The sequence below is a fragment of the Gracilibacillus oryzae genome (assembly GCF_009498735.1).
GTDB lineage: Bacteria > Bacillota > Bacilli > Bacillales > Amphibacillaceae > Gracilibacillus > Gracilibacillus oryzae.
Window position 1 is genome coordinate 79,327 of the sequence record NZ_ML762428.1, and the last position, 18,926, is coordinate 98,252.

Annotated in this window: 13 protein-coding genes; 2 read left to right on the forward strand and 11 right to left on the reverse strand. The window is 38.7% G+C overall.

The window, feature by feature from the left end:
- A partial coding sequence (locus F9U64_RS08525; protein ID WP_228275634.1) for a glycoside hydrolase family 2 protein occupies window positions 1-1,343 on the reverse strand: 1,343 nt, incomplete at its 3' end.
- A 502-nt stretch (window positions 1,344-1,845) separates the two neighbouring features.
- Window positions 1,846-2,769, reverse strand: coding sequence for an ArsR/SmtB family transcription factor (locus F9U64_RS08530; RefSeq protein WP_153402589.1), 924 nt, complete (start codon window positions 2,767-2,769; stop codon window positions 1,846-1,848).
- 213 nt (window positions 2,770-2,982) lie between these two features.
- Here F9U64_RS08530 and F9U64_RS23570 point away from each other — a divergent pair, with 213 nt between their 5' ends.
- Window positions 2,983-3,177, forward strand: a complete 195-nt coding sequence (locus F9U64_RS23570) for an energy coupling factor transporter S component ThiW (RefSeq protein ID WP_407647307.1) — start codon at window positions 2,983-2,985, stop codon at window positions 3,175-3,177.
- A gap of 42 nt (window positions 3,178-3,219) precedes the next feature.
- On the opposite strand, the gene F9U64_RS08535 is transcribed toward F9U64_RS23570, so the two are convergent.
- The 4 genes from F9U64_RS08535 to F9U64_RS08550 form a co-directional block, all read right to left on the reverse strand.
- Entirely contained in the window at window positions 3,220-4,572 is a 1,353-nt protein-coding gene (locus F9U64_RS08535; RefSeq protein WP_153402590.1) for a sulfatase family protein, read from the reverse strand.
- Window positions 4,569-7,778 (reverse strand): glycosyl hydrolase, encoded by a 3,210-nt coding sequence (locus tag F9U64_RS08540; RefSeq protein WP_153402591.1) that lies wholly within the window; start codon window positions 7,776-7,778, stop codon window positions 4,569-4,571. The genes F9U64_RS08535 and F9U64_RS08540 overlap by 4 nt, the downstream gene beginning before the upstream one ends.
- A gap of 263 nt (window positions 7,779-8,041) precedes the next feature.
- Window positions 8,042-8,278: an indolepyruvate ferredoxin oxidoreductase subunit alpha gene (locus F9U64_RS08545; protein ID WP_153402592.1), complete on the reverse strand. Its 237-nt coding sequence runs from the start codon at window positions 8,276-8,278 to the stop codon at window positions 8,042-8,044.
- Between the two features lie 152 nt (window positions 8,279-8,430).
- Window positions 8,431-9,270: an aldo/keto reductase gene (locus F9U64_RS08550; RefSeq protein ID WP_153402593.1), complete on the reverse strand. Its 840-nt coding sequence runs from the start codon at window positions 9,268-9,270 to the stop codon at window positions 8,431-8,433.
- A 588-nt stretch (window positions 9,271-9,858) separates the two neighbouring features.
- On the opposite strand from F9U64_RS08550, the gene F9U64_RS08555 reads away from it, so the two are divergent.
- Entirely contained in the window at window positions 9,859-10,740 is an 882-nt protein-coding gene (locus F9U64_RS08555) for a LysR substrate-binding domain-containing protein (RefSeq protein WP_153402594.1), read from the forward strand.
- Window positions 10,741-10,786: 46 nt separating this feature from the next.
- Here F9U64_RS08555 and helD read toward each other — a convergent pair whose 3' ends face one another.
- From helD to F9U64_RS08580, 5 genes are all read right to left on the reverse strand, one after another.
- The gene (gene helD / locus F9U64_RS08560; RefSeq protein WP_153402595.1) at window positions 10,787-13,153 is read right to left on the reverse strand and encodes an RNA polymerase recycling motor HelD; all 2,367 of its coding nucleotides are present in this window, start codon (window positions 13,151-13,153) and stop codon (window positions 10,787-10,789) included.
- 32 nt (window positions 13,154-13,185) lie between these two features.
- Window positions 13,186-15,009 carry an ABC transporter ATP-binding protein gene (locus F9U64_RS08565; protein WP_153402596.1) on the reverse strand — a complete coding sequence of 608 codons (1,824 nt, stop codon included), beginning with the start codon at window positions 15,007-15,009 and terminating at the stop codon, window positions 13,186-13,188.
- Complete coding sequence (locus F9U64_RS08570) at window positions 15,002-16,687, reverse strand: ABC transporter ATP-binding protein (RefSeq protein WP_153402597.1); 1,686 nt, start codon at window positions 16,685-16,687, stop codon at window positions 15,002-15,004. The genes F9U64_RS08565 and F9U64_RS08570 overlap by 8 nt, the downstream gene beginning before the upstream one ends.
- Before the next feature lie 733 nt (window positions 16,688-17,420).
- Complete coding sequence (locus tag F9U64_RS08575; RefSeq protein WP_153402598.1) at window positions 17,421-17,816, reverse strand: hypothetical protein; 396 nt, start codon at window positions 17,814-17,816, stop codon at window positions 17,421-17,423.
- Between the two features lie 190 nt (window positions 17,817-18,006).
- Complete coding sequence (locus tag F9U64_RS08580; protein ID WP_153402599.1) at window positions 18,007-18,912, reverse strand: DUF1002 domain-containing protein; 906 nt, start codon at window positions 18,910-18,912, stop codon at window positions 18,007-18,009.
- Between the last annotated feature and the right edge of the window lie 14 nt (window positions 18,913-18,926).

The window sequence follows — 18,926 nt, forward strand, 5'->3', positions numbered from 1 at the left end:
ATGACAGGACGTTCGTGATCAATAGATTTTGTTAAATAATATATCGATTCAGTGAATGCTTGCTGTTTCTTATCTGTAGCGATATTCGGTACGCCCCATGACTCGTTAAAAGGTACCCACGTGATAATCGACGGATGATTGTACTTTTGGGTCACAATCTCTAACCATTCTTTCGTGAAGTTCTCTATTGCTTCATCAGAGTATTCATAGGTCGCAGCCATTTCCGACCAAACAAGCAGACCTTTTACATCACACCAGTAAAGGAAGCGGTCATCTTCAATTTTTTGATGCTTTCGAACACCGTTAAAGCCCATCGCTATTGTTTTTTCAATATCCTCTATCATCGCTTCATCTGAGGGAGGTGTCAGCATTGTATCAGGCCAATAGCCTTGGTCCAGTAATAATTTTTGGTAAATAGGTGAATTGTTTAATAACACTTGCCCATCTTTAATCGATACTTTACGCATTCCAAAATACGATTCCACTTCATCAACTAATTCATCATTTACATATAAACGGAATGTTACATCATAAAGGTTAGGGTTACTTGGTGACCAATGCATTACTTTCCACTCATGGATTTCGGATAGCAGATCAACTTCCATTTGCATGTCATTTCGATCAGGTAAAAACGATAACTGCTTTACTTTTTTCCCTTTAAAGCTAATAATCGTTTCTAGTCTGCTATTATCAATCATTGTTCCATGAAGTTTGTAATTAAAGGCAACAGAGTGGGTGTCTATCTTAGGGGTGATTTTTACATATTCGATGCTCTCACTATGTAGGAATTCCAGCCAGACAGTTTGCCAGATTCCTGTGTTCTGTACATACCAACATCCGAAATTTTCGTCCTTCCAACGCTGCTTCCCTCTAGGCTGGTAACAGCTATTACTGTCTTCTACTTTTACGACTAATTCGTTCGCTTTCGTTTGGTCAATTGCATGACTAATATCAAAGGAAAAGGCAGCATTGCCACCAGCGTGTTCCCCAATATACGTCCCATTCACCCATACCTTTGTCAAATAGTCAGAAGCCTGGAATCTCAAAAGTGCCCTTTTTCCTACTTCCTCTTTTGGAATATCAAATGTTCTTTGATACCATACATTTGGATGGAACGTTTCTTCCCCGATCCCACTTGCTTCAGTCTCATACGTAAACGGAACTTGAATTTCCTTCGAAAAAGCTGGTTGATAGTGCCAATCACCTTTCTCCCCGATATTTTCATCATCAAAAGAAAATTTCCAAGTTCCGTTTAAGTTAATCCATGATTGACGTTGGAACTGGGGTCTTGGATATTCCGTCCGTTGATAGATCGTAGATTTCGTTATCATATTCATTGTCATCTGCCATACTCTCCTTTTCACAAAATTTTTTTAACAGAAAATAATAAAATTCCCCTTATGTTACCAAAACACAAAACAATAATTACAATAAATATGTTTAATTACTTAATATTTGTAACTTACAAATAAGAATACGCTTACAAAATAATTTTGTCAACATGTTTTATAAAAAAGTTATTTAATTACATTTTTTTTGTAATATTAAATAGCGAAATAGAAAAGTTATACTCCTAGTATGGAAACCATAACGTTCCGAGAGTGCTGTATGATAAACCTTCGTTAACACTTGTGCAATCACTTTTAATAGAATACGATCTGTCAGTATGTACTTTGAATTGTTGGGCATTGTTATCCACGTATACATAGGCTCCTATATAGATCGTGTTCCGCAAGCAGGGGATTTGCCTTCGACTACCTCTTCCCAGTTCCGGACCTTAAACCCTAAAGTTTGTATACATGCCCGGCACACGAAAAAACAGCTTTCCAGTTTTAGAAAAGCTGTTTATGCATACATAATATTTAATTTAATATCTTGCGGGTAGTCGCCAAATTCCCGTCCGAATAAGTTCATACCACCTTTATGTACGGCATCATTCTTTATTCCTATTTTAAAGGACAAATAGTTTTTGTCCATAATATTCAAATCATGAACCGTCGTATTTGATAATTCAAAATCATCAATCAAAGTAGTTTTCTTACTGACTTTCCAAGTCTTTAGTGTCCCATACTGTGTATTGGTTGTTTCCGTCCAATTACTCGGATTTAATTCCCCCGGGCGGTCGCCATAATCACCGGGACTTGTCCATGTACCGATGTCCACACTGTTTAGCCAAACCGTAATATCAGATGGCCAATTCGGATCGTGATTCGGAGCTTCTGAACAAATTTCCATAGATACCTGCACCGACAGGATATCCGCTCCTTGCGGGAGAACAATAGGGAATTTATACTCAAAGAATCCTTTCCTCGTCCATATTAGCTGGGCCTTTGAGCGGTTTGGATTATAAAAATGGACCGGTTCATCTTCAGGAATCAGCATCCCATCACAGTTTGCCATTCCGCAAGTTGGTGCAACTTCAAAATCTACATATTGCCCTATCGGCATCTCTGTTTCAAATACTTTATCATTTTTTAAGACACTTTCCATGTTATTTAACTTTACATGGATATCATCAAAATTTCGCGTACATACTTTCATAGCACCTCTACTCGCTGGTCTAAGCTCAGTCAGTATTAATCCAGCCTCTTCTAACACCTTAATATGTGAGGCAGCAGTTGATACAGGAATATCAACAATTTCTGCAAGTTGATTAACATTTAAATTACCTTCATTGAGATGGTCAATAATTTTAATTCTTACATCAGATGAGAGCGCATGTGCTACTTTCCTAAGGTTTTCAGGCTGCTTAATTGATAGTTCTAACATAATGTCCACTCCAATTAGAAAACATTGATATATCTTTTTTCATTCTATCTTCATTCTAATATAAACGAAAAATTTGTAAAAATCCATCATTTTTAGATAATTTAGTGCCATTGTCTATTATATGTGTAATAAAAAGACTCTCTTATCCGTTCATAAAGATAATAAAATGCCACCTTTGATGATGGCATGACCACTTAAGTGACACATAATTAACTGAAAAACAGTACTTCTCTTGCACTACCTTCCGTTCCTTTTGCTTACCTGTTAATGGGCACATCTGTCGGTATATTGGCATTTTTACCCGGATTTTTAGTCAGCAGTATAAGTGGTGCCATTATTGGGGTGCTTATTTTATCAAGAGTGAACACAACCAGATTAACGAACCAGACAATATCCACAAAAGCATGAAAAAAGGTTGTTGAGCTTTTCCCCTGCTCAACAACCTTTTTGCTATAATTCTAATTCTGTTTCCCTTACTTTCCTCTGCCCGCTTTCTTTCAACGCAGCAGGCTGGATCACAGGTTTTTCCTTCTCAAATTGCTCAATCTTTTTCAATAATTTTTGCCGAAGAACTTCGGCTACTTCCTGATGAGAACGAAGACCGATTAAATTCGTCAGCTCATAGGGATCTGCCTTCAAGTCGTACAAAAATTCTTCCACATATCGTTGTGAACTAGCGTCATAAATCCGATCAGCTTCAGGATCTGATACACTGTATTTCCAACGCTTTGTCCGAATCGCTCTGCCAACCTGTGATTCACTGATTTGGATAAATACTTCATTTTCCCAATCTTTATTGTCATTTCTTACGAGTGGCAAGATTGAATTGCCTGACATTTGCTCAGGTACCTCAATCCCGGCAGCATCTAGTAATGTTGGCGGGAAATCGATTAAACTGACTAGCTCTTTTTTCTGCCCGCCCTGTGAAAAACCTGGGCCGGTAAGGGCAGCCGGTATCCGTATCGAGCTTTCATGGCAAGACCGCTTGTATTCATGGTTTCTTGTTTTAAAATGACTGCCATGATCTGTTGTGAAAAGCACAATTGTTTCTTCTTCTATCTGCAAACTTTTTAGTACATCTAAAATTCTGCCTAAAGCTTCATCAAGCCTTTTTACCATCCCATAATAGCCGCCTAACTGCTGGGCGCTTGTTCCACCTAATGCCTGTAAATCCGGCGGTGTCCAGGCAGACGTATACTTTTCCTCATAGCCAGTAGGCGCAGGATAGTTATCTGTCCTGTTTTGATGATGTGGCTCTAAATAGGATAGAAAAAGGAAAAATGGGTCATCCTGTTTGTTTCTGTCATCAATAAAACGAATGGCAGCATCTGTTAAGGCATCCACACGGTATCCTGGCAACTCTACAGGGTTCCCATCATTATCATACAATGTTGTTTGATAAGGCTCGGATGTATGCTCCAGTCCATTTGCTGCAAGCCAATAATCATATCCCCCTTGCCTCTTTCGGCTGACTGGTTCTTCTGCCGCAAGGTGCCATTTACCGATATAGCCTGTATAATAGCCTTCTTCCTTAAAATAATGTGCTAACGTTTTTTCATCTTCAGGCAATGGAACGGCATTTCGGTAACAGCCTGTATCTGTTGCAAATTTTCCTGTCTGAAAACAAGAACGCGCCGGGGCACAGACTGGCTGACAGGTAAAGGAATGATAGAGATGTGTTCCTTCCCTTGCCATCCGGTCAAAATTTGGTGTCAGATCTAACGGATTGCCATGGACCCCAGTTGTATCCCATCTTTGCTGATCAGTAAATACAACCACAACATTTGGACGTTTGTTCGTCAAGATTTATTCCCCTCCACATCGCGGACATCTTTTAATACATGCTGGTCATAATCAAAATACTTACCTTCCAATAATCCTGCTAACGTATTATTCAATCTAATCGTCAGTTGATTGGAACCTTGTTTTAATTGCGTACCTTTTACCATGATATCGTAAGGTGCCCATGGTCTTACACCAAGTGACTCACCATTCAGAAAGATTTCGACAACATCATGGACTTGTTCCAGATCTTTTAATCTCAAATGATAGGTAATCTCTGGATTGCCTTGCCATTCGAATGACGTTATGAAAGTCAGAGTACCTGCATAATGCGGCAAACCTGGGTAAGGCTGCTTTAGTGAAGAAACCTTATCCGGGATTTGAGTTAGTACAGGTGTCTGCTCATGATAATACACACCAAAGTCTCCGATAATATAGACCGGATCCACAACCCCATCCCAATCTTTATTGACAATCCCTTTGATCTCCAGCCTGTTCTCCCCTTCACGTACCATATCCTCAATACTTGCTACTATATTGTTATGATCATAGAAAAATTGCTGTTTAAATCTAGCTCTCTCTAGTTTTTTTCCATTAATATAAATATCAAGTCCTTCAGAGATCGCATGTTTATCAAGTAAGACTGCACAATTAGCCGACAGCTGCCTGATTTCAAATTGCTTTTCATAGGTTACAGTCAATGGGTATGGCAGACTCATCTTCATTGGTGTCCCAAATATCTGTGAAAATTGAACTGGTAAATTGCCTGTCTTTGATAAATCTTCACATTGATCAATAAATGTTTTCGCTTCGACAGATCCAGCTACCTGCTGACAAGCTTGATCATGAATCGTTAATTGGAAGTCAGCTAACCTCAGCACATTTGGCTTTTCCATTTCCAACTGCCAGTTATCCTGTTTGGCCAAAACGATTAATTGATTCGTTGGATTCGGAATTGTCTCTTGTTTTTCTGTTTCGGTTACTTTTATTAGATAAGACTGGTATGGTGAAAAAGCTAATGATACTTTCCATCTGTCATCAGTTAAAGCAGCCGGCAGCGCCTGTACCTTCCCTGACTCGATATCTACTTTCTGAAATTGTTTAACTGTGCTATCAGCTGGATAGTATAATGTTGTGAAATGCGCCTCGCCTTCCTGGTTTGTAAGAAAAATCAGGTCAGTTCCATCCTCATATTGGCGGTGATGCATAAGAAAACTCTTGCTATCATTTTCCACACAAAAACGGACTTTACTTGCACGCTTCTGTTCAATGATCGTGTGTAAGCTTTCCCACTCCTCACCATCCTGTCTCAGAAAATAGGTATTATATTGCGAATGGGAAAGTACGATATTCGTGCTGTTTCCTTGCCAAAAATCATCCAAAACAACGGATTCTTTATTAAAATAATGACCAATCTCCTCTATTACGGCTGGATCATTTTCAATATCTTCATATGGCAGTATTCCATTTGCAATAACGGTGCCGCCCTGTTCCATAAACTGTTTGATTTTCACCCATGCCGCCTTTTCCATGTTTGTCATTGGCGGCAGAATCAAAATAGAATATTGTGCTTTACCAAGCATGATGGTTCCATCCGAAATTTCCGCATTTGCTAAAATCTCCGGATCTAAATGATCATAGTCGAGATGATTTTTTGTCATGCTTAGACAAAGATCACGCCAGTTGTTTTTTAATCGATCTAATTGTTCCTTCTCTTTTTCATCATTTCCTGCATAAGAAAACTTCATAAACGGGTTTGCCATCTTTGTCCAAAGAGTGGTTGTAGGATCAAGCACAGCTATTTCCCTTACTGGCTTGCCCTGGCTCATTAAGTAACTGATTCTTGATACATAATCGCCTAAAAGCTGATAATGCTGCCAGTACGGATTCTGCAAAAACTGGGATGGTGGTGCATCATGCTTCACCAAAGCGTTTAATGTATAGAAAAAGGCGTGAAAATTAAAGAAATTGATTCCCAATGCAATCATCCGATCAATCATCCACTTGGCATCCTGCAATGTCATCGACCAGCCTACACTGTGAAAACATTCGATTAATGCCCTATCACGATTAAGCTGGCTGCTTAGTGCACTTATCATCTTTGGATTGGCACGCAGACTGAAAAAATACCGTTTTAAGATCCAGTCCAGTGACCTTCCCAGCTTCTCATGGGCGCTATCACCACCAGGTACATGGCTGTAAATTTGGGCTGACATCCTTGCTGAAGGCACTTCGGCAACATACTGAATGTCTTCCTCTTCACACCAGTCATGAATCTGTTTATGATAGACATCTCGCAAAAGCTCATGAATACTCTGATAATATTGATAGCGGACAGCGGCACTATTCTTTTCTTGATAAAGTAATTTATTTAAATGATCTCTAATATCGTAGCCGTATTTCTCTTGCATATAAGGCACCAGCTGAGGCGACCATGGCAATTTCCCGAGCAAATGGGTTTCATCTGTGAACATGCCTTTGATCGTCTTGCCAAAATGCTTGCCGGCTTTTTCTAAGTATTTTTCATGGGTTGATTTTATAAATGTCTTGATTGCTTCTTTGTGAAGCGGATCAACATATGTCCCGTAATATTTAAAATCTTTGATTTCTTCTTCTATAAAACAATGAATCTGCCATTTTCCTTTTGGTGCTTCCCATGTCAGCAACCGCTTGGGATCATAAGTAAAGTATCTTCTCTGATTATAGGCCGTTAAGCCTGTCTTCTGATAAATATGATCAGATTGCGTGTTACCTGTAAACTTTTTTACATCTATTGCCTTTTCCCAATTTAACTCGCCTGACTGTTGATTAACAGGTACCGCTTTGGCGAAAAGCATCTTACCCCATGGTAATTCGAAGCTTACTTTTCTGCCGCCATCTGTTTCCTTCACATGGTGTGTAAGAATCGTTTGTTTTGCATCCTTATGCTCTAATGTTACCTCCCCACCTGCAATTCCACTTGGATATGGATATTCATCATATAACCATACATGCATGCCCCTTTTTTCTGCTGCTTCAACAGCAACGTTCACTTTCTCAAACCATTCATCAGATAGATAAGGTACTGTCATCCCTTGCCTTGCACAAAGGAAGAAACCTGTTACATGTTTATCAGCCATCTCATTAATTTGATGTTCGATTTCTGCCTCATCCATCTCCCCATTCCAAAACCAGAATGGGTGGATACCAAATTCAGCATCCTGTGTTAGAAAGCTTTGTTCAGACATATATTCACCTCACAAGATATTTATAAAACGCTTTCAATTTTAGTTTAGCCTATTTATCTTTTCACAACAATCATCCATTCTTGTAAATCTATAATCATTTTTTATTTTTATAGTACTTTTTTGCACTGAAATGAACGGAAGAACTTTGTTCAATAGACTTCGTAATTGTTCATCCATTTGCAAAAATGTTAGTTTTTTCGCATGCCTGTTTTATTGTATGTAAAAAAGCAGTCACTATTTTCTGTGACTGCTTCATTTATTATTTATTTCGCAAAATAAGCTTCTGCCTTCTCTAAATAAACTTCCTGTTCTGGAGTAAGATCATACTCCTCTTCAATTGCATCAACTGGACAAACTGCTTTACATGCACCGCAATCAATGCAGACATCTGGATCTATATAAAATTGAGTTGGACCTTCTTCAATACAGTCAACAGGGCATACTGTTGTACATTCACCTGCTTTTTCTACTTCACAAGGTTGTGTAATTACAAATGCCATTCTCATATCCCCCACTTTCTTATGTCTCTATTATAACGATATCTTATTCTATTAATCAGTTCAACAGCAAATTAGAAAAAAAGCACCCAGCATAACTGGATACTTTTTCTGCTTTATCACGTTAAGACCTAGATTGTTGATAGTCTCACTTATTATCTTTTATCAAAATGGTCTGGGTCTGGCCCAATTCGTTCTTCTTTATTAATTTGACTGATCATTTTCATTTCTTCTTCTGTTAATTCAAAATCAAATATATCAGCATTTTCATGAATACGATGTTTTTTTACAGATTTCGGGATGGTAACTACTCCATTTTGCAGATCCCATCTTAAAACAACTTGTGCTGTAGTCTTGCCGTGATTCTTCGCAATCGAAGTGATTGTTTCATCAGCTAAGATCTGACCTTGTTTTAAAGGAGACCATGCTTCCAGCTGGATCTGGTGTTTCTTACAGAATTCATGTAAACTTGTTTGTTGCAAGTCCGGATGGTATTCCACCTGGTTTACCATTGGCACGATTTCTGCTTCAGATATAAGATCATCTAAATGGTGCTCTTTAAAGTTACTTACACCAATTGCACGAATTTTCCCTGCTTTATAAAGCACTTCCATTGCTTTCCATGTTTCTTTATATTTATTTTGAGCCGGGACAGGCCAGTGAATCAAATACAGATCTAAATACTCTAATCCCAGTTTTTCTAATGTTGTGTCAAACGCTTTTAATGTTTCTTCATAGCCTTGATCACCATTCCATACTTTTGATGTGATAAACAATTCCTCACGAGGAACGCCTGATTCTTTAATTGCTTGACCTACGCCTTCTTCGTTTTTATAGATCGCTGCTGTGTCAATACTTTTATAACCATGTTCCAGCGCCCATTTAACGGAGTTGATAACTTCTTCGCCGTCATCTACTTGGAATACCCCAAGGCCGAACCAAGGCATTTTCACTCCGTTATGTAATGTAGTCGTTGCTTGCAAACTTGTTACCATTGCTATTCCTCCTTTTATTTTGTAAACACTTTAATATCTTCCCATAAAACCGCAAAATTTAAAAATGATTTGCACTCACTGTCCTGCCTATCTGCTTTATTTGTTCATAACTTAACTGTGATAAGATATAATGAAGAAGGATATCCGGACGATTCTGATTTCCTTTGTGAAACAGGGTCTATCCTCTTCTATTTAATGCCAGGCTTCCTGCTTTGGAAGAGAGACTTTTAATGGAATAAATGATCTTGCCTAAACTTATCTTAAGTGACGCTGCCTTTAGATGGTGATATTCGTTCTACTTATTAGTATAGAAAACTATGAAAAGCTGGGGAAAAATGCGAGCCTCCTATGGGAACAGCACGAGCTGAAAATCCACTTGGTAAAGTGATCTTCTTTACCAAGTTAGTTGAAGCCGTGCCCATGGAAAGTGAGTATTTTTCCCCAGTGAGAAGTTAGCACTATCTATATTAGTACATTAGTGAGTGACAAGATCGTGTCTTTATTGTTAGGTTTTCAAACTAACTATTTTTGTTATGTCTTGAACATTAAAAATGAAAGTAATTGAATTCATAATAAGGAGGCTGCACAATGAACATTGATATGTTAAAGATGTTCTGTCTCGTTGTGGATGTTGGCAGCATCAGCCAGGCAGCAAAACTATCATATGTCTCCCAGCCAGCAGTCACAAAACAGATTCATCAGTTGGAAAGAACGTATAACGCCATGCTGTTTGACCGGAAAGATGGACGGTTAACCTTGACAGAGAGCGGGAAAATACTGTATCCATTCGCTAAGACGATTGCGGAAGACTTCAGGCGCTCTAAAGAAGCAGTAACAGAAAAAAACAGGGAGTATCATGAGTCTTTGCAAGTCGGGGCAAGCTTGACGATTGGCGAGTACCTTTTGCCACGTTTACTAGGAAGATTTAAAAAACAACACCCTCATATTAATGTATCCCTTTTGGTAGAGAATACTGCCCGAGTGCTAGAAGCATTGTCAGAAGGCTTAATTGATCTTGCTTTAGTAGAAGGGATTGTTCAGGATAAAAGGCTGTTAGTTGAAAATATTGCAGATGATGAATTAGTGTTAATCCACTCACCTGATCATCCATGGAAAGACCGTGAGGAGATCGACATCCAGGAATTGTCAAAAGAAAGGATGCTGTGGCGGGAACCAACCTCTGGCACAAGACTAATTATCGAAAATTTCTTAAGAGAATATGATTTATTAGATAAGATCGAAAGCTACATGGATTTAGGCAGTACACAAGCAATTAAAAGTGCAGTAGAAGCAAACCTTGGGGTGAGTATTGTCTCAAGACTGACAGTGATGAGGGAACTGGAACAAAACTTATTATGTGAGGCGAAAATTAAAGACATTGAATTCAAAAGAAATTTATGGCTTGTGACAAGACAGGAACGATACAGCAAAGAAAGTGCGGATAATTTTATCAGCTTTATCCGCCCATAAGCTGACCCAATAAAAAAATGACCGGAAGCTTCCGGTCATCTTCATTTTACTCGTTATGTCTTACAGCAATTTCGTGTATTTTAAAATGCTGATAATCGCTTTTCGGTACTTGCTCGATAAAGCGGCTCGGTCTGCCGACTGAGAATAATGCCAGGTGATGCATCGCTCGTGTACAAGCAGTATAGAATAAGTTTCTCTCTAATTCATTATGGTAATTTTCATCAGAAGCATCCGCAATGACGACAGAGTCAAATTCTATCCCTTTAGCCAGATATGCAGGAATTACGACAATTCCATTATTAAATGTGTGGGTTTCCTGTGTCATCAGATGAAGTGGCAATCTCCTTCTTAATACTGCATGCAACAATCGGCATTCTTCCATCGTCTTTCCTATAATCGCAATGGTCTTCTGTCCCTCTGCAAGAAACTCATCAATTTTGGATACGATTTTTTCAATCGCAATTTCAGGCTGATCAACTTCAATCAGACCAGGAATGTCACCATCTCTTTCAAATGGTTCAATTAAATCACCATTCGGCATAAAAGCTTTTGTAAAAGATACGATTGGCTTTGTTGAGCGATAGCTTCTCGTTAATACAATGCGCTCATGCTTTTCGGAAAACCGTTCTGATAAAAGTGACTCTTCTTTCACTGCATGGGCATAAATTGCCTGGTTTATATCCCCTAACAATGTCATCCTGCTGACAGGGTACATTTTTTTCATTAAAGCAAACTGGAACGGTGTGTAATCTTGTGCTTCATCAATAAATAAATGTTGAATGGTTCGCTGTGACTGGAACCCAAGCATACTGTTCTCAAAATAAATATAACCTGTTGCATCTTCCCATGTTAAATATTTATCTTTTAAATAATCATCCGTTAATCGGCAAATATCTGTCCATCGATTTGGAATTGATTCATCCATACTAATCGTACGATACTGATGAAATAATCGGCGAAAAGTCTTTAATGTATCCACAAATGCTAATCTTTTAATTTTCACCTTTAATGGCTTCATTTTGTTCGCTACCACTCGTTTTCGCAGCAGTTCTTCCTCACGGTCATAATCATCAAACGTGTCATCAGAGAACTGTTGCTCATCCTGTAATGTATGGTGAACATCGACAAAATCCTCTTTTTCTAACAACTCGCTTTCTTCTAGGACCCAGTCTTTCTCTCTTTCGTATTGTTCCACTCGCTTTATTTGCAGCAAGAGCCAGTTCGCTACTTTTTCCAGACGATCTGGGATGGATAAGGACCGTTCTGTCTGATAGAAATATTGCTCAATCGCCTTTTTGGAAATAATGATCTCACCGCGGAAGGAAATATTGCGAAAAACAATTCCTTCATTTCCTAGATCATTTATATATCGATCTAACAAATCCTTATAATCCAAGCTTGCTTTGTATTCCATTGCTTCGACTCTTGTATCATAATCTTTGCCATCTTTTCTTAAATAATATTCCATCTGCTCAAATGGCGTCTCTAGTTGAAAGCTATCATCTAATTGACGATGCAAAAACTGATAAAAAGTCATTTGCTGCATATTATCTTCACCAAGTTCAGGCAGCACTGTTGCTACATAGCTGTTAAATAGCGGATTTGGTGAAAATAAGACAATCTGTTCTGATGATAAAGTTTCTCTGTAGCGATACAGCAAGTAGGCCACACGCTGCAATGCTGCAGATGTTTTGCCACTGCCGGCAACACCTTGAACGACTAACACCTTACTTTTTTCATTGCGAATAATCTGGTTTTGTTCTCTTTGGATAGTAGAGACAATTCTCTTCATTTTCGTACTTGCCTGATCTCCCAGTACTTTTTGCAGAAGATGATCACCAATGGTTAACCCTGTGTCAAACATTCCCTTTAATTCGCCATTACGTATAATATATTGACGTTTTACTGTTATTTCCCCGGAAATATTTCCTTGAACAGTGTCATAACTTGCCGGTCCAGGTGGATAATCGTAATACATGCTCGCAATTGGAGCTCTCCAGTCATGCACAAGGAAATTCTCCTCTTCCTCATCGAGAACGGAAGCTAACCCAATATAGATCGGCTCTTCTTCTGATTCGCTCTCCTCTTTAAAGTCGATTCTGCCAAAATAGGGAGAGTCCTTTAAGCGATCAAGGATATCTAACCGTTCACTTACTTGACCATGACTTCTTTCACGTTCTGACAGAAACTCTGCTTGCTGTTTGATGCTGGCTTCTGTCTCAATCTTATCATCCATTTCTTCTATATTAACGGTTACGTCTTCCCAGAAATCTCGTCTAATATCAATAACGTCTTGCTTTAAGTTGGATGCGCGTGATCGTAATATTCCCATTTTCCGTTTAATTTCTTCTACAACCCTGTTGACACGATTCTGTTCTTCTTTCCATTCTTGTTTCTGACTATCATCCGTCATTACAATCACCTCCATGACGTTTATTCACCGGTTTATGCTTCCCTGGCAGTCTGTGTTTCCACAAGATTAGCATAAAATCCTTTTTGCTGTAATAATGAATGATGATTACCTCTCTCAATTATCTTTCCTTCTTTTAACACTAATATAAGATCAGCTTCTTCTATCGTATTTAGCCTGTGTGCAATAATAAAACTAGTCTTGCCTTCCATCAGGCGATTTAATGCATCAGTAATCTTTATTTCGGTAATCGTATCAATACTACTCGTTGCTTCGTCTAAAATCAAGATAGACGGATTACGGAGCATTGCTCTGGCTATCGAAATAAGCTGGCGCTGCCCTTGACTGATACCATGGCCGTTTCCTTCTAATAATGTATCATATTTATCTGGCAATTGTTCAATAAAAGAGTGGGCATTTGCCATTTGGGCGGCATTTTCCACTTCTTCGTCTGTTGCATCTAATTTTCCGTACCGGATATTTTCCCTTATTGTTGTATCAAATAAATAGGCATCTTGTAAAACAATACCTAAATGTTCTCTTATGCTTTGATTTGCAATTTGCTTCATATTATTCCCATCTACATAAATATTACCTGATTGCTCCTCATAAAAACGTGTTAATAAAGAGATAATCGTAGTTTTTCCTGCACCAGTTGGTCCGACTAATGCAACGGTCTGACCTGGCGCTGCGTGAAAGGAGATCTTATCAAGCACTTTCTCGTCTTTATTATAGGCAAAAGAAACGTCTTCAAATACAACATCTCCATAAAGGTTTTCTAACTGCTTTTTATCATTTTTTGCTTCTTCTTTTTGCACATCTAATATATCAAAAACCCGCTCAGCACCTGCTACCGCTGACAGGATAATATTAAATTGATTGGCCAGATCATTTAGCGGTCTTGTAAACTGTCTGGCATATGTTGTGAATGTGACAATAACACCGATCGAGATTGCTGTTGCATTTGTTGATAAGACAATCCAGCCGCCAATCCCGACAATGATCGCAAAACTGAAATTGTTGAGTGAGTTCATTAGTTTAGGAATAAACCCCGAATAAACCTGGGCCCAATATCCTGCATCTCTTAACTGCTTATTATGTTTTTCATATTGATCAAGGACACGATGTTCCTGGTGAAATAATTTTACCATAGAGTGACCGGAGATGGTTTCTTCCAAAAATCCATTCATTTCTCCTAATTCTTTTTGCTGTTCCTTGAAATATTTACCTGTTCGTTTGGTAATCCACTTCATCCCAAAGAACATGATTGGCACTATTGTGATCGTCATCCATGTTAACAATGGACTGAGCCAGAACATAACAACAAGTGTCCCGACAAGTGTTAAGATACTTGTCGTTAGTTGAATCACGGCTGTATTAAGTGTTCTGCTGACATTCTCAATATCATTGGTAAGACGGCTCATTAAGTCACCGCTCTTTGACTTTTGAAAATATAATACAGGCAAATTCAGCACATGGCCAAATAATTCTTTCCGCATTAGAAAAACGGTATGCTGTGCTATATCAATCATCCAATAGTTTTGTAAAGCTAATGTGACCGATTGTAAAACAAAAACAACCGCAAGAATCAAAAGGATCTGTCCAAAGCCAAAACTGTCGGCAGCACCTGTCATGACATCCACTGCCAGACCAATAAAGTATGGTCCCAATAGCGAAAGCAGGGAACTGACAATCACAAATAAGATCACAAGACGAAATAGCCATCTGTCTGTCTCCATATAACTCCATATTCGGGAAACAGTGCCCTTCAGGTTCTTGATTTTCGGTTTTTTACCAATCGGCGGGTGGTGTGGTGATCTAGGCTGGCTTATTTTTTCCTTTCCTTTAGGGCTACTCATCGATCAACACACCTTCCTTCCGCTGTGATTGCCACATTTTCTGATAAAGTGGCAGGGATTTTACTAATTTGTCGTGAGTGCCCGTTCCTTTTATCTTCCCTTCTTCCAGGACGATAATCTGATCGGCATCAATAACTGAACTGATTTTCTGTGACACGATAAGCGTAGTACATTTGCGTCTTCTTATTGCTTCCAGTACATGTTTTTCCGTCGTGGCATCAAGTGCACTTGTACTGTCATCAAGTAATAAAATCGAAGGATTATCTGCTAAAGCCCTGGCAATAGAAAGACGTTGTTTCTGCCCGCCAGACAGATTGACACCACGCTGTCCGATCAGTGTATCATACTTATTCGGCAATGTTTGAATAAAGGCGTCTAACTGTGCCTCTTTTGCAACATTCTCAATTTCATTATCTGATAAATGTTCATTTCCCCATGCGATATTTTCCTTAATCGTTCCGGAAAAAAGGAACCCTTCTTGTGGGACGAGCGTAATATCATGGCGTACCTTGTTCCCCCAATCATCGACTCGTTTCCCATCAATATAAATCGTCCCGCTTGTCGCATGATATAAATAAGGAATCAGATGAAGCAGGGTAGTTTTACCAGAGCCAGTTTCCCCTAGAATGCCAATCTTCTCACCCGGTTTCACTGTTACATTAATCTGGTGCAATATTTCCTGATCCATATTAGGATATTGAAAGGAAACTTGGTTAAATTCTATGGCACCAGCTATTTTATTTCTTTGTTCTGATTCTTTCACAGTATCATCAATATCTTCTAATAATACTTCATTTACACGTTTTGCAGAAGCTCTCCCGCGTGTCACACTCATTAATAAAAATGAGAAAACACCAAAGGATGCCAGCATTTTTGTCGCATAGTTAATAATCGCAACAACTTCACCAGCCTGTGCATTGTTCATCTCCAGCTGCACAGAGCCGAACCAGAGTAAAGCAATCATGGCGAAGTTCATAATTAACATAACGATCGGCATCACGATTTCCATAATCCATAGCGCTTTTTTATTCTGATCTTTCAAACTGTCATTCACTTTCGAAAAACGTTTATTCTCAAAAGTGATGCGGTGAAAAGCTTTCACTAGCTTAATCGCTAATAAGTTCTCGCGGATAATCTGGTTCACATGATCTATTTTTTCCTGAACAGATTGAAATAACTTCATCCCTCTAATCATGAGAAAAAACATGATCACAAACAATATTGGAAGCGTTGTTAATAATATTGTCGCTAGCGGAACATTAATTGTAAAAGACATAATAATACCGAAAATAATAAACAATGGTGCTCTAAGCATAATACGCATAAGACCAAATAATAGCCCCTGAATCTGGGTCACATCATTCTCCATCTTCATTGCAGAGAACATCTGGATCCTGTAAAACATGCTTTTCCGCAGATCATAACCAACTCCCTGGCTTACATGTGAAGCGTAAAAGGAACTGCTGATCCCTGCTATAAAAGCAATCACTGTTAAGATCATCAGCCATCCGCCATAAATATAAATGGTTTCCATGTCGCCAGCTGTAATCCCATCATCAATGATCTTTGACATGATAACAGGCTGAACCAGCTCTACGATTAATTCTACAATCATCAGCAACAGTGCAACAGCCATTGCTTTTTTATACACATTGACATACTTCCATAAATTGCGCATAAGACTCCCTCCATCTCACCACTTCTTACTATTATATAACAATCTTGATTATAATAGAGCGTTAAATTCTCGAATAGTGGTTAAACAAAGGAATACCCAATATTAGGGAACTCGCATTCGCACTTCATTTAGCCTTAATTCCGCATTAACGGGAAATCTCCTCTTGTTATTCACTAGATTTCCGCTTTATATCCCGATTAACAGGAGATCTCCTCTGGCTACTCACTAGATTTCCGCTTTATATCCCGATTAACAGGAAATCTCCTCTGGCTACTCACTAGATTTCCACTTTATATCCCGATTAACAGGAAATCTCCTTCTGCTTTCCCTTTGATTTCCGCTTTATATCCTGATTAACAGGAAATCTCCTTCTGCTCACCCTTTGATTTCCACTTTATATCCCGATTAACAGGAAATCTCCTTCTGCTCACCTTTAGATTTCCGCTTTATATCCCGATTAACGGGAAATATCCTCTGGCTACTCACTAGATTTCCACTTTATATCCTGATTAACAGGAAATCTCCTTCTGCTCACCCTTTGATTTCCACTTTATATCCTGTTTAACGGGAAATATCCTCTGGCTACTCACTAGATTTCTGCTTTATACCCCGATTAACGGGAAATATCCTATGAATGAGGCAGTTTTTCTTATACTTGGTACTTCAATAATTTTCACTTTTGCCGACCGCAACTTTTTTGCAGAAATTTTAACCTAACATATAAAAAAAGCTCTTACCATAATAAGCAAGAGCCCGCAACACAATGATTACCAAAATGTAAACCCTTTTGATCCTGGCGGTGCGTTTGAATCATATCCATTATCGGAATTGTATAAGCTAATAAAATTAAAGCAATCGCAATTCCAATCCATCCTTTCCAATTTTCCAAAAGACGGGGAACTTTCTTTTTCGCATCCATCACTTCTCCAATCAGAATCCGCCCGAATCCTTTTGGGGCATAAAATGCAGAATATATTAACAAGATGAAATACAAACATAAGGAAGCAAATAACAATGTTCCGCCAACTGCCATTGCAGACTCATACGTCCCCCATCCTTCCGCTACAGAGTGACCGTTATAATTCGTCAGTTGCGTTCGGCGCGGGTTGCCAAGTAAACCGGAGGACAAGTGCATTGCCCCTTACATTATAGAAATGCCCCGTGCAGTTTATGTTCCTCTGTTTGGTTCACATGCCTTTTCATCACAAAGCCTCCTCTATCAAACTTATTTACCTTCATATTAGAAAAAAAGAAAGCTCCCGTATGTGATTCGCGTCACATACGGGAGCTTTTTCCTTATAATATGTCTATATGATGTCTTAGCTGAACAATCCTCTAATCGAATCAATTAAATTGGTGAAAAAGTCTTTCACTGCTTGCCAGAACCCTTCCGTATCGCCACCAGTTACTTCATTCAGCTTTCCTTGTAAATCATTGACGATAGTATCAAGCTGTTCTGTTACCTGGCCGAAATTGATGTTTAAATTACGCATTTGTTCGAACAGATTTGTCAGCATTTCGCGGTCTTCCGCACTTAATTGAATACTGAGATTTTCTAACTGTTCACTGACAATTCGTTCTACATCTTCTTTTGTTGCAGGGTTTTGCTCAGCAATTTGCTGCTTAATTTCTGTCAATAACTGGCTGACTTTCGATTCATCCACACCGGCATTATTTGTTAAGTCTGTTGCGACATTTAATTCTTCATTCGCTACTTCCATTCTTTCTTTGTCCAATGACTCTCCTTCGACATTGAATGCTTTATAGACACCTGCTAAGGCAGAGTGGCCTGTCACCTTGAATGGTGAAGCAACTTCTACCAGCGCATTCTCTATTCCAGCTGTTAAGAGAGCATTTGCATACATTTCATTTGTTACTTGTGTTATATTCTCAGGGTTTACAATATTAACAACAACACCATAGCCTTCACTTTTTCTCGTTATCTTCGCTGATGAATACATATTAGAACTCGGGTCACTGTCTTCAATGAAATTAACTAAATCTTCCGCTGTCACAATATACTCATCTACTTGCTCAGGATCTGTTACGTTAAGCAAATTTCTTACCTGGTCTTTTTCGGCTTCAGATAAAGCTTCACCTAATACCACTTTTGGCTTCCCATAACGTTCATCAATTCCAATGTCCCCACTGCTCGCAAATACTGCAGATGATAGTGCTAGTCCAACCAACAATGTTGCAACAAGCATTGATAGTAATTTTTTCATAGATTGTCTCCTTT

Bases quoted from the DNA above. Each gene is read 5' to 3' on its own strand.
- F9U64_RS08555 (WP_153402594.1), top strand. From the start codon at position 9,859: ATGAACATTGATATGTTAAAGATGTTCTGTCTCGTTGTGGATGTTGGC.
- F9U64_RS08550 (WP_153402593.1), bottom strand. From the start codon at position 9,270: ATGGTAACAAGTTTGCAAGCAACGACTACATTACATAACGGAGTGAAA.
- F9U64_RS08580 (WP_153402599.1), bottom strand. From the start codon at position 18,912: ATGAAAAAATTACTATCAATGCTTGTTGCAACATTGTTGGTTGGACTA.
- F9U64_RS08545 (WP_153402592.1), bottom strand. From the start codon at position 8,278: ATGGCATTTGTAATTACACAACCTTGTGAAGTAGAAAAAGCAGGTGAA.
- F9U64_RS08570 (WP_153402597.1), bottom strand. From the start codon at position 16,687: ATGCGCAATTTATGGAAGTATGTCAATGTGTATAAAAAAGCAATGGCT.
- F9U64_RS08540 (WP_153402591.1), bottom strand. From the start codon at position 7,778: ATGTCTGAACAAAGCTTTCTAACACAGGATGCTGAATTTGGTATCCAC.
- helD (WP_153402595.1), bottom strand. From the start codon at position 13,153: ATGACGGATGATAGTCAGAAACAAGAATGGAAAGAAGAACAGAATCGT.
- F9U64_RS08565 (WP_153402596.1), bottom strand. From the start codon at position 15,009: ATGAGTAGCCCTAAAGGAAAGGAAAAAATAAGCCAGCCTAGATCACCA.
- F9U64_RS08530 (WP_153402589.1), bottom strand. From the start codon at position 2,769: ATGTTAGAACTATCAATTAAGCAGCCTGAAAACCTTAGGAAAGTAGCA.